Below are 12,797 nucleotides of genomic sequence, written 5' to 3'. Positions count from 1 at the left end.
TGCCGGGGTTCGCCGCAAAAAGATTACTTCGTCAGTTCGCTATCGCTCGTGTGAAGCGGATAGCGGGAAACAGCTCCTTATAAACAAACCAGATTCCAATCTAAGGAGGCTTCGACTTCGCTCAGCCTGACAAGTACACATATTACATAATAGGTATGGTTTTCGTTGCGCAATAGACGTACTGCTGTGCGCCTCTACGAAAATTGGGATTTGATTGCATCCTTATATATATGCATAAAAAAACAAATCCTGCAGGTTTTGGAAAACTGTCGAGATGAACATTACCCCTAATATACAACAGCATCAGTTCAACAACTATATTATAACGCAATCTTATACATATATATATTGTATGTATTTTTGTAATCATGTATATTTGCATTCACAAAATTATAAACAATGATCAAGATTACTTTACCCGATGGGTCTATTAGAGAGTTCGCTTCGGGCGTAACTCCAATGGAGGTCGCTAAAAACATTAGCGAAGGTTTTGCAAGAAATGTTATTTCTGCATCTTTTAATGGTACAACTATTGAAACCGAAACTCCATTAACGACCGACGGTAATCTTATATTATATACTTGGAATGATGCTGAAGGCAAAAAGGCTTTCTGGCATTCAACTTCACACGTAATGGCTCAAGCTCTTGAGGAATTGTATCCAGGAATCAAATTAACTCTTGGACCTGCGATTTCTAATGGTTTCTATTATGATGTGGATTTTGAAGATCAGAAAATTTCTGAAGCTGATTTCAAAAAGATCGAAGACCGTATTCTTGAAATCGCACGAGGAAAATTCGATTTCAAAATGCGCCCAGTAACTAAAGCGGAAGCTTTAGACATGTATAAAGATAACGTTTACAAGACTGAATTGATTTCAAATCTTGAAGACGGAACTATTACATTCTGCGATCATTCTACTTTTACTGATTTATGTCGTGGTGGACATATTCCGAATACAGGAATTATCAAAGCTGTTAAAATCATGAGTGTTGCTGGTGCTTACTGGAGAGGTGACGAGAAAAACAAACAGTTGACTCGTGTTTACGGAACTTCTTTCCCTAAACAGAAAGATTTGACAGAATATCTTGAACTTCTTGAAGAAGCAAAACGTCGTGATCACCGTAAATTAGGAAAAGAACTTGAATTGTTTGCTTTCTCGCAAAAAGTTGGTCAAGGTTTACCTTTATGGTTACCAAAAGGGGCTGCTTTGAGAGATCGCTTAGAGCAATTCTTGAAAAGAGCTCAAAAGAAAGCTGGCTACGAACAAGTTGTTAGTCCGCATATTGGTCAAAAGGAACTTTATGTAACTTCTGGGCACTATGCTAAATATGGTGCTGACAGTTTTCAGCCCATCCATACTCCAGCAGAAGGCGAAGAGTTTTTATTAAAACCAATGAACTGCCCTCACCACTGTGAGATTTACAATGTTCGTCCTTGGTCTTATAAAGATTTACCTAAGCGTTATGCTGAATTTGGAACCGTATATAGATACGAGCAATCTGGAGAATTACATGGCTTGACTCGTGTAAGAGGATTTACTCAAGATGATGCGCATATTTTCTGTACTCCAGAGCAATTAGACGAGGAATTCAAAAAAGTAATTGACCTTGTATTATATGTATTTGGTTCGTTAGGTTTTGAGAACTTTACAGCTCAAATTTCATTGAGAGATCAAGAAGACAGAGAAAAGTATATTGGAACTGATGAAAACTGGGAGAAAGCAGAAAATGCAATTATCAATGCAGCAAAAGACAAAGGTTTAAATACTGTTGTTGAATATGGTGAAGCTGCATTTTACGGTCCGAAACTTGATTTCATGGTAAAAGATGCACTAGGAAGACAATGGCAATTAGGAACTATTCAGGTGGATTACAACTTGCCTGAACGTTTTGAATTGACATACAAAGGTGCTGATAATGAATTACATCGACCAGTTATGATTCACAGAGCTCCATTTGGATCAATGGAACGTTTTATTGCAATTTTGCTAGAACATACAGCAGGAAATTTCCCACTTTGGCTAATGCCTGAACAGGCTATAATCTTGTCTTTGAGCGAGAAATACGAAAATTATGCTAAAAAAGTTTTAGATTTGCTAGAAAATCACGAAATTCGCGCCCTAATTGACAACCGAAACGAGACAATTGGCAAGAAAATTAGAGATGCAGAAATGCAAAAAATCCCATTTATGCTGATTGTAGGTGAAGAAGAAGAGAAAAACAGCACAATTTCTATTCGTCGTCATGGTCAAGAAGGAAAAGGCAATATTACAGTTTCAATCGAAGAATTTGCTGCGATTGTAGACGAAGAAATAAAAAAGACATTAAAAGTTTTTACAGTTTAACTTAAATTATAAAGTCATAGCAATAAGAAGCAACAGAGGTTTTCAACCTCGCGTAGAAAAAAAAGATGCACACAGAATAAATAACAATATTCGTGGTGTACAAGAAGTAAGACTAGTAGGCGAAAACATCGAACCAGGTGTATTTAAGCTTGCAGAAGCTTTACGCTTAGCAGATCAGTTTGAATTGGATTTGGTTGAGATTTCGCCAAATGCTGAACCGCCGGTTTGTAAAATCATGGACTACAAGAAATTTGTTTACGAACAAAAGAAACGTGATAAAGCATTAAAAGCTAAATCAACGCAGGTTGTAGTAAAGGAAATTCGTTTTGGTCCTCAAACAGATGAGCACGATTATGAATTCAAAAGAAAGAATGCTGAAAAGTTCCTTAAAGAAGGTGCTAAATTAAAAGCTTTCGTATTCTTTAAAGGTCGTTCTATCATCTATAAAGATCAAGGGCAAATTTTATTATTGCGTTTGGCTACAGATTTAGAAGAACATGGTAAAGTTGAAGCGATGCCGGTTTTAGAAGGAAAGAGAATGATTATGTTCATTGCTCCGAAGAAGAAAAAATAGTGTTCAGTTTACAGTTTTAAGTATTCAGTAAGAAACTTGAAACTTTAAACTTGAAACAAAAGTATAAGTAAGTAAGAATAAATTAAAACACTAGGAAAAATGCCTAAAATGAAAACAAAATCTAGCGCTAAGAAACGTTTTAAAGTTACTGGCTCTGGAAAGATTAAAAGAAAGCATGCTTTTAAAAGTCACATCTTGACTAAAAAATCTAAAAAACGTAAATTAGCTTTGACACACTCAGCGCTAGTTCACTCAACAGATATGAAAAGCATTAAACAACAATTAAGAATTATCTAATAATTCTTTAGGTTAAAAAAATTATTTATATAACCTTGGAGTATGGCTTTCAAGTTCCTTTGATTCAATTCAGGACGCCTGCTACAAAAACACATTAAAATTATGCCAAGATCGGTAAATTCAGTTGCTAAAAGAGCAAGAAGAAAAAAAATAATGAAGCAAGCCAAAGGTTTCTTTGGTAGACGTAAAAACGTTTGGACAGTTGCTAAGAATGCAGTAGAGAAAGCAATGTGCTACGCTTACCGCGATAGAAAACAAAACAAAAGAAATTTCCGTGCATTATGGATTCAACGTATCAACGCTGGAGCTAGATTGGAAGGAATGTCTTATTCTCAATTCATGGGGAAAGTTAAAGCTAACGGAATCGAATTGAACCGTAAAGTTCTTGCAGATTTAGCTATGAACCACCCAGAAGCTTTCAAAGCTATTCTTAATAAAGTAAAATAAACGTTTTATAAACTCAATTTAAGATTACTTACTTATCATAAAGAAACCATTCGTTAATTCGGATGGTTTTTTGTTTTTATAAAGTTTCAAATTCTCTATTCTTAAAAACAAAATTTAAAAAGTAACTTTGTGTAAAACCAAACCAATTTTATGTACAAACCGCTTTTTGATCATATTGGGAAATTTGTCAATCTTGAAGCTTCTGATATTGATAAATTAAAATCATGTCTTGAGCTTTCGAAAATAAAAAAGAAAGAGCATGTCTTGATCGAAGGTCAAGTGTGCAATACTATTTATTTTGTGATTAAAGGCTGTATGAGGCAATATATCATCAATTCTAAAGGTGCAGAACAAACACTGCAATTTGGCATTGAAAACTGGTGGATTACAGATTATTTAAGTTATCATAATCATGTTCCGTCGAGCTTTTATTTACAAGCAGTCGAAAACACAGAAGTTATTGCAATTGATAAAACTGTACTGGAAGCACTTTTGACAGAAATACCGAGTCTGGAACGGTATTTCAGAATTGTTTCTCAAAAAACATTTGGCGCCATGCAAATGCGAATTAAATTCTTATTTACAATGTCGGCTGAAGAACGATATCATCATTTTAATGATCATTTTCCAGAATTTGTGCAGCGTGTTCCGCAATATATGATTGCTTCCTATTTAGATTTTTCGGCCGAATTTATGAGCAAAATAAGAGCAGGAAAAATCTAAATGCATTTCTTGAAGTAGTTCAAGTTTTTTAATTCAGATATAAAAGAACTTTGTATCAAACTTTTAAAACATATAAAAATGAAATCAAGAATTGTTATCCCGACTGTTGCTCCAGAAGCATATCAAGCTATGTTAGGCCTAGAAAAATACATGGCAACAACTTCATTAACTCCCGTACATAAAGAACTTATTAAAATTCGTGCTTCGCAAATAAATGGTTGTGCATATTGTATTAACATGCATACAGCAGACGCAAGAAAATATGGTGTATCTGAACAACGAATCTATCTCTTGAGCGCATGGAGAGAAGCCGACTTTTACTCTGAAGAAGAAAAAGCAATTTTAGCATTGACCGAAGAAATTACTTTAATTAGCAATCATGTTTCTGACGAAGTGTATGAGAACGCTGCTAAGATTTTTGATGAAAAATACCTGGCTGAAATCATTTTAGCGATCATCACAATTAACGCTTGGAACAGGATTGGAATTGCAACCGGAATGCGAGCTCAATAATTTTATAAAGATAAATTTTACAACTAAATACCCTTCTGCAGACCCTCCTATTCGAGGGTCTGCTTGTATATGCCTGTAAATGAGATTCAGTATTTTATTTTTTTTTATAAAAAACAAAATACCGTATTTATACGTGGTTGTAAGAACTATAATTTTTTATTTTTGGCGCATGGTTTCAAAAAGAATACAATTTTCTTTGTCTATTTTTCTACTTCTGCTATCATTTTTTGCCTGTGAAAAGAAAAAGATTAGTGAAAAGAAAATTGCAAATGACAAGGATAAAATAGAAAAGATGATACATGCGGCTGATTTATTTTATAAAAATAAACAGCTTGACAGCGCATTTTATCTCTACAATAAAATTAGAGCAAATTGCGATCCGAATGAAAATGCAAAAGACTATGTGCATTGTACGTATTACATGGCCGAAATTCAACAAAATCATCAAGACTTTATTGGAAGCACTATTACTGCAAAAGAAACATTTCCCTTTTTAAATAAACTAAACAGTTCAGAATATGTGTGGAATATCTATAGTGTTTTAGGTAGAAATCACTATTATACTTATGATTATCCAAATGCTATTTACTATTACTCAAAAGCATTTATTTTAAAAAGCGACCAAATTAATTCACTTGAAGCAAAAAACAATATCGCTGTTATTTATATAAAACAGCAAAAATTCAAAAAAGCACTTCGAATTTTCCTTTCAATAAATAAAGAGAAAATCATTCAGGAAAACCCAGCCTATTATTCTAAAATAATAGATTATGTAGGTTTTTGCTATTACAAACTTCAAGATCCAAGAGCATTGTCTTTTTTTCAAAAGAGTCTTGAAATAAAAGCTAAAGCAAAAGATCAAGATGGTTTGGGCCGAACTTATTATAATCTTGCTAATTATTACGAAAAGAACAATGCTTCCTTATCGATGAAGTACGCCAAATTGAGTTATGAAAACTACAAGGCATCCGGCAATATTGATGATCGTTTACTAACTCTAAAATTTATTACAAATAATAGCAATGCTACAGAGACTAAGAAAAATGCGCTTATTTATAGCAAATTGCAGGATAGTATTTATCAAGCAAGACAAAGAGCAAAAAGTAAATTTGTAAAAATTAAGTACGATACCAAAAAAGAAAAAATTGAGAACCTAAAACTTAAGGCTCAAAAGATTAAAAATGAACTTCAAATAGAGAAACAGGAACGCAGAAACATAATTTCTTATATCATTATCATATTATCACTGTGCCTAATCACTATAATTTACTTTTATTTAACTGCGCGATTAAATCGTCAAAAAATTGAAGCTACATATCAAAGCGAAACTCGTATTTCAAAAAAACTTCATGACGAATTAGCAAATGATGTGTACCACACTCTTGCATTTGTAGAAAACAGAAACCTTTCTAGCGAAGAGAACAAAAATCATTTATTAGCGAAACTTGAAGATATTTATTCGCGAACAAGAAATATTTCAAAAGAAAATAATCCGATTTTAAGTAATCAACATTACACTGTCCAGCTCAAGGAGATGATTTCCAAATTTAACACCTCTAATGTAAATCTGTTATTAAATGGCTTGGATACAATTTCATGGGATAAAGTTGGCAAAATCAAAAAAATATCGGTTTATAGAGCTATACAAGAATTGCTAGTAAACATGAAAAAGCATAGTGAAGCCAGTGTAGTTGTTATAACTTTTAAAGAAAAGGATAATTTTATCATTATCAATTATACTGATAACGGAAAGGGAGTTGATACAACAAAGATGATTTTAAAAAACGGCTTGCATAATATGGAGAATACAATTCAGAAAATGCAAGGTGAAATTGAAATTAATTCCGATTTAGGAAAGGGTTTTAAAGTTCTAATTAAATTCCCGTTATAATGGCTAAGAACTTATTACGCTTTTTTCAAAAAAACTACATTGCTTTTGGACTGGTAGTACTTTTTATTGCTTTAGCATTTACTTTTTGCATGCAATTTTCAGAAGCAAAAGAACGACAAATAAAACATATCAAAAAAGATCGTTCTATCGAAATAAAACAAATGCAGAAAAAAGCATTTTCTTTTTTCGATTCTGGAAAATTCGACAGCGCACTTTTTTATTTCAATAAAACACAATTATTATGTGTGCCAAAAGAGGATTATCCAGATGAATATGTAGAATCATTAAACTATATGGTAGAAATTTTGCAACGATATGGCAATTATTACGAAGCAGAAACTACACTTATAAAGGCATTCCCTTATTTAGAAAAAACATCTAATATAAAATATGCCGTTAATGCGTACACATTCATGGGCTATAATTATATGTACACATATGATTATGAAAAGGCATTGTACTACCATAAAAAAGCATTAAAAAAAGCAGTTTCTACATTTAGGAAATCTCGAATATTAGCAGAAATTGCATTTGTCTATATGCAGCAAAAAAAATATCAAAAGGCAATAGATTTATTAGAACCAATTGTTAAATATAAAATTGAAGATAAAATAACGCCTTCAAAGACAAATTATCAACGCGCCGCTATTTTATATAATCTCGGTCTATCCTACTTGCGTATAGGAAATCATAGAGAAGCAGCATTCAAGTGTTTTAAAGAGAGTCAAGATTTAACTTTCACATTAAACGATGACTATGAATTTATTAGCAACTACTATGCTTTTTATCTGTATTATTCAAAATACTATAATCCAAAGCTGAAAAAACTAAATGCTGAGAAAGCATATTATTACGCAAAAAAAGCAAAATCGGCAATAAATGAAACCGAAATGCTGGCTAATCTAATCGAAGCCGATAATGCCGAAAACTCAAAAAAATATTGGAAAGTATATATTAAAAAAGTTGACAGCCTTGCAATAAGCCGAAAAACAGCAAAAAATCAATTTGCTGATATCATCTATAATTCAAGAAAAGACAGAGACGAAAATTTAGAATTGAAAACTCAAAAAGCAGAAAGAGAATTAGAATTAGAAAGGCAAAAAAACCATAATATCATTTTGTACATTTCTATAGTCCTGGTGCTTTCTACACTTTTATTTTTATTTTTTCGTCTTTCAAAAAAAGGGAAAAGAGAAAAAAATGAAGCAATTTATATAAGTGAAACACGAATTTCGAAAAAACTTGATGCGGAACTTGCTAATGATTTATATCACACAATAAATCTTATCAAAAAAGGAAACCTAGAACAAAGCGAAAATAAAGATCAATTGCTGAATAATTTAGAAAATATTTATTCAAAAACAAGAAATATTTCTAAAGAGAATAGTTTTATCATTACTGACGAAAATTATATTTCGGAATTAAAAGAAATGATTTCAGGATATAAAACCAATAAAGTAAATATTTTAATGCAAGGTTTTGATGCCGTACGCTGGAATCAAATTGAAAAAAACAAGAAAATTATACTTTATAGAGTGCTACAGGAAGTTTTTCTAAATATGAAAAAACACAGCGAAGCCACTTTAGTAAGTACTACATTCAAAATAATTGAAAAAAATCTAATCGTAACCTACGCAGATAATGGTGTTGGAACAGCGAATAAAAATTTTATTTTGAAAAATGGACTTCAAAATGTGGAAAACCGTATAAAAACAATAAATGGAACTATTACTTTTGACAGAAATTCTGACAAAGGTTTTAGATTAAGTTTCACCTTTCCTATTTAAATAAAATATATGTTCAAAAAAGTTTTAGTTGCCGAAGATCTAGACAGTATAAGCATTGCAGTAATTCAAATACTCGAGGACCTAAAAGTAAATTCAATAGATCATGTAAAATATTGTGATGATGGCTTATTAAAAATCAAAAAAGCACTTTCTGATAATGAGCCTTATGACTTGCTGATAACCGACTTATCGTTTAAATCTGATCATCGAAAAAATCAGCTTACAAGCGGAGAAGATCTTGTTGAAGCAATAAACAAAGTACAACCGCAATTGAAAAAAATAGTTTTTTCAATTGAAGATAAATCATACCGAATCAAATCTCTCTTTAATGATTTAGGTATTAGTGCTTATGTAAGCAAAGGCAGAAACAGCATGGAAGAATTGAGAAAAGCTATCGAGGGCACATATAGAAATGAAGAACGAATTTTGTCTTCTGATTTGTCATTTAGTTTTAACGACAAATCATTAATTGAAATCGAATCATATGATATTTCAATATTATCACTTTTAGCAAAAGGCTATATTTTAGAACATATTTCGAATGAATTTAAAGCGATGTCAATAACTCCAAACGGAACTAGCAGCATCGAAAAACGAATCAATAAATTAAAAATATATTTTAAAGCCAATAACAATGTTCATTTAATTGCTATTGCTAAAGACTTTGGATTAGTGTAAAATTTTAACAGTCCTGTTACGGTTTACCGTAAGGAAATGCTTTTTTATAAATATAAATTTGTATTGAAATCCTATTAACTGACCAATGATACCTAAAAAACGCATTAATTTTATTGATAAAATTAATACAACCAAAAACCGAATTATTATGAAAACAATGATCCTTTGCATATTTTTATCAGTAAGCTTTGCTTTTGTTTCAGCAAAAACGGGTGGTGCAGAAATTGAATGGAAAATGGTTTTTATTCCGGCATTACTTGTTTTGCAAATCATAATTATTTCGACAGCATTAAAAAACAGATATAAAAAAAATTAAGACTTCAACAAGTCAAAATTTGCGATGCTTCTTATATTTGAGATTTTAAATATCTAATGAAAAATATTCTAAGCATTGTTCTTTCTTTTTTTACATTTCTTTCCTTTTCGCAAACTAAAATTCTGTCTTGGAATTTAGAGAATTATGGAAAATCAAAATCTGACATCGAAATAAACTATATCGCATCAATCGTTCTTGATTATGACATCATTGCAATTCAAGAAGTTGTAGCTGGTTATGGCGGTGCACAAGCAATCGCAAAACTTACCGATATCCTAAACCAAAAAGGCGCAAAATGGGACTACACCGTTAGCGACCCAACAAGCAGCACTAGTTATAAAGCTGAACGATACGCCTATATCTGGAAAACCAGCAAAGTCAAACTGAAAGGCAAAGCTTGGCTTGAAAAAAAATATGGCTTAGAAATAGACCGAGAACCTTATCTTGCCACATTTGAAATTGGCAAAAAAAATATCACTTTAAGTAATTTTCATGCTATAACTAAAAGCAAAAATCCAGAAACTGAAATTAAATATTTTAAATTTTTACCTGCAACATATCCTGAATTAAATTTAGTTTTTCTTGGAGATTTTAATTGTCCGCAGTCTCACACTGTATTTTTTCCTTTAAAGAAAATGGGCTATGCTCCTATTTTTCAAAACCAAAAGACAACATTAAAACAAAAATGCAAAAACAATATTTGCCTTGCATCTGAATTTGACAATATATTCTTTAAAATTGCTGGCTTTAATTATATAAATTCAGGTGTTATTCCTTTTTATACGAAATTCAATTCACTTTCTGAAGCAAGAAAAATATCCGATCACTTACCAATCTGGTTCGAATTTTCGTTGAATTGATTTACGTTTTCAGCTTTTTCTTTTTAGCTGCGGGAAACAAAACATTATTTAAAATCAAACGATAACCAGGCGAATTTGGGTGCAAATCTAAAACTGTCGGTGGATCTCCAACCTGATGCTGGAAATCTTCTGGATCATGTCCTCCAAAAAACGTAAACATCCCTTTTCCTTTTTCGCCATGAATATATCTTGATTCGCCATTTAGCTCGCAAGTTCCCATAATCAGAACATTCGATTTAATTAATGCCGTATCAAAAGAAGTCGTCTGTCCCATGAATCCTTTAACCAACTGGGTGTGATTTTGGCACAACATACTCGGAATTGGATCCCATTTTGCAGAAAATTCCATTAAAGTAAAATAATCCTTTTCCATTGGAACTTTACGCTTTAATGTCATATCGATATCTGAAAACTCATAAACTTCTGGTCTTCTTTCTAATGTAAAATTTTTGAATGCAAAAGAATTTCCATAATCTAATTTTGACTGATAATTTGAATCGCTCGCATCTCCATCAAACATAGCTTCGCAAATATCAACTCCATCAGCTGCCAGTGCAATATCAAAACTATCCGTAGCAGAGCACATAGCAAACATAAAACCGCCACCAATTACAAAATCCCTAATTTTTTTTGCAACAGCGCCTTTTTCTTGTGAAACTTTTGCGTAGCCTAATTTTGCTGCTAAAGCTTCTGCATCTTTTTTCTGGTCAATATACCATGGTGTATTTTTGTATGCAGCATAAAATTTACCGTATTGTCCTGTAAAATCTTCGTGATGCAAATGAAGCCAATCATATAATAAAAGCTGATCGCTCAAAACTTCTTCATCATAAATTGGGGTGAAAGGAATTTCGGCATAAGTCAAAACTAAAGTTACTGCATCATCCCAAGGCTGTTTCCCTTTTGGAGTATAAACGGCAATTTTTGGTGCCTTTTCTAAAACAACCGATTCCATGTTTTGCGACGGACTTGAAATCTCATTTAAAATAGCGGCTTCTTCACTATCAGATAAAATTTCAAAGCTTACCCCTCGAATTTTACATTCTTTTCTAATTTCCTCGGCATCAGGCAATAAAAACGAGCCACCTCTATAATTAAGCAGCCAACTAGCCTTATAATCCTTGCTCAAGCACCAATACGTAATTCCGTATGCTTTAAGATGATTTTGCTGCGTTGTTTCATCCATTGGAAGCAAAATAAAAGAGGCTTTTGCCGAAAACGAAAGCAGAAATAAAAAGATGTAAACTAAACTCTTCTTCATTAAAAAATTATTTTAGTAAAGGTAATAAAGGAAGCTTCCAAAACATCATTGTTCCCTTTGTTTAACATATGAAAAAAAAGTTAAAACAAATTTCTCGTTTTTTAGTTCTTTCAAACAAAAACAGGTAAAAACACCTATTTCGAAAAAACAAATTCTGATTACATTTGGTAACCCAAATCATTGAGGTATAAATCAATGAACACCAAAATTATGAAATTCAACGAAAGTAATAACCAGCCAAAGGGATTAAATGTGCTTCAAAAAATAGGTATTTGCGTACTTGTTCTAACAATTATCTTGTACTATATTTTGTCAATACAATTTCTAACCGCCTAAATAGTTACAGCGTCAAATCTGCAATTTCATTTTGTATAGCATACACAACTAATCCAGCAATATTTCTTGATTCTGTTTTAAGAAGCAAATTATTGCGATGACCTTCAACAGTTCTCGGACTTAAAAAAAGATGCTCAGCAATTTCAGTCGTCGTTTTTTGCTGACAGATGAGCTGTAATATTTCGATTTCTCGAGGAGAAAGAAAACCAGTTTCTAAATTAACTTTAGAATTTTTTGAAGAAACAATTGTATCTTGAATTGTTTTTAACACACTTTCATTGTAATAAAATCCTTTTTTAGCGACTTCATTGATAGTCAGGATCAAATCTTTTGGAGTGGTATTTTTTATGAGATACGCCACAGCACCAATCTGAATCATATTTGCAATAAATGACTTTGAATCATAGCTTGTTAGCGCGATTATTTTAATATCTGGATGTGCTTTACGGATAATTTTTGTTGCTTCAACGCCATTTAGCAAAGGCATCTTCAAATCCATGATTATAATATCTGGTTTGATTTCGCATTTATTTAAACTCTCAAGAAGTTCTTCGCCGTTTGATGCTTCAAAAATAATTTCGATATTATCTTCTCTCTGCAATAAAAAGGCAATTCCTTTTCGAAATAAAACTTCATCATCAACTAGAGCAATTTTAATAGCAGCATTCATTTTTTTATTTTGTTTTTGGTCATTTTGGTATGCCGAATTTACAAAATATGTTGCAAAGAATAATCGAAGAAATCAACAATGTCTATATATTTCTACAA

Annotated in this window: 13 protein-coding genes; 11 read left to right on the top strand and 2 right to left on the bottom strand. The window is 32.0% G+C overall.

Going from position 1 to position 12,797, the window contains the following annotated elements; genetic code table 11:
- Positions 1–399: 399 nt before the first annotated feature.
- The 11 genes from thrS to FND99_RS19790 all read left to right on the top strand — a co-directional run bounded on the left by thrS (position 400) and on the right by FND99_RS19790 (position 10,432).
- Positions 400–2,346, top strand: coding sequence for a threonine--tRNA ligase (thrS, locus tag FND99_RS19835; RefSeq protein WP_144339662.1), 1,947 nt, complete (start codon positions 400–402; stop codon positions 2,344–2,346).
- Between the two features lie 22 nt (positions 2,347–2,368).
- Positions 2,369–2,920: a translation initiation factor IF-3 gene (gene infC / locus FND99_RS19830; RefSeq protein ID WP_133527356.1), complete on the top strand. Its 552-nt coding sequence runs from the start codon at positions 2,369–2,371 to the stop codon at positions 2,918–2,920.
- 99 nt (positions 2,921–3,019) lie between these two features.
- On the top strand, positions 3,020–3,217 hold the full coding sequence (rpmI, locus tag FND99_RS19825) for a 50S ribosomal protein L35 (RefSeq protein WP_007810722.1): 198 nt from the start codon (positions 3,020–3,022) through the stop codon (positions 3,215–3,217).
- Between the two features lie 102 nt (positions 3,218–3,319).
- The gene (rplT, locus tag FND99_RS19820; RefSeq protein WP_007810721.1) at positions 3,320–3,664 is read left to right on the top strand and encodes a 50S ribosomal protein L20; all 345 of its coding nucleotides are present in this window, start codon (positions 3,320–3,322) and stop codon (positions 3,662–3,664) included.
- Between the two features lie 150 nt (positions 3,665–3,814).
- Positions 3,815–4,387, top strand: coding sequence for a Crp/Fnr family transcriptional regulator (locus FND99_RS19815; RefSeq protein ID WP_144339661.1), 573 nt, complete (start codon positions 3,815–3,817; stop codon positions 4,385–4,387).
- 78 nt (positions 4,388–4,465) lie between these two features.
- Positions 4,466–4,900, top strand: a complete 435-nt coding sequence (locus tag FND99_RS19810; RefSeq protein WP_144339660.1) for a carboxymuconolactone decarboxylase family protein — start codon at positions 4,466–4,468, stop codon at positions 4,898–4,900.
- Between the two features lie 292 nt (positions 4,901–5,192).
- Positions 5,193–6,791, top strand: coding sequence for a tetratricopeptide repeat-containing sensor histidine kinase (locus FND99_RS19805; RefSeq protein ID WP_246074250.1), 1,599 nt, complete (start codon positions 5,193–5,195; stop codon positions 6,789–6,791).
- Positions 6,791–8,578 (top strand): tetratricopeptide repeat-containing sensor histidine kinase, encoded by a 1,788-nt coding sequence (locus FND99_RS19800; protein WP_144339659.1) that lies wholly within the window; start codon positions 6,791–6,793, stop codon positions 8,576–8,578. Before FND99_RS19805 ends, FND99_RS19800 begins: the two co-directional genes overlap by 1 nt.
- Before the next feature lie 9 nt (positions 8,579–8,587).
- Positions 8,588–9,256, top strand: a complete 669-nt coding sequence (locus FND99_RS19795) for a response regulator (protein WP_144339658.1) — start codon at positions 8,588–8,590, stop codon at positions 9,254–9,256.
- Between the two features lie 148 nt (positions 9,257–9,404).
- The gene (locus tag FND99_RS20210) at positions 9,405–9,572 is read left to right on the top strand and encodes a hypothetical protein (RefSeq protein WP_162615579.1); all 168 of its coding nucleotides are present in this window, start codon (positions 9,405–9,407) and stop codon (positions 9,570–9,572) included.
- A 56-nt stretch (positions 9,573–9,628) separates the two neighbouring features.
- Positions 9,629–10,432 carry an endonuclease/exonuclease/phosphatase family protein gene (locus tag FND99_RS19790; RefSeq protein ID WP_144339657.1) on the top strand — a complete coding sequence of 268 codons (804 nt, stop codon included), beginning with the start codon at positions 9,629–9,631 and terminating at the stop codon, positions 10,430–10,432.
- 1 nt (position 10,433) lies between these two features.
- Here FND99_RS19790 and FND99_RS19785 read toward each other — a convergent pair whose 3' ends face one another.
- Positions 10,434–11,693 (bottom strand): asparagine synthetase B, encoded by a 1,260-nt coding sequence (locus FND99_RS19785; RefSeq protein WP_144339656.1) that lies wholly within the window; start codon positions 11,691–11,693, stop codon positions 10,434–10,436.
- Positions 11,694–12,033: 340 nt separating this feature from the next.
- The gene (locus tag FND99_RS19780; RefSeq protein WP_144339655.1) at positions 12,034–12,699 is read right to left on the bottom strand and encodes a response regulator transcription factor; all 666 of its coding nucleotides are present in this window, start codon (positions 12,697–12,699) and stop codon (positions 12,034–12,036) included.
- Positions 12,700–12,797 lie beyond the last annotated feature (98 nt).

It is taken from the genome of Flavobacterium daemonense, from assembly GCF_007341385.1.
Classification (GTDB): Bacteria; Bacteroidota; Bacteroidia; order Flavobacteriales; family Flavobacteriaceae; genus Flavobacterium; species Flavobacterium daemonense.
The sequence above is the reverse complement of the archived record's forward strand: the minus strand, read 5'-3'. Positions and strand labels throughout refer to the sequence as shown.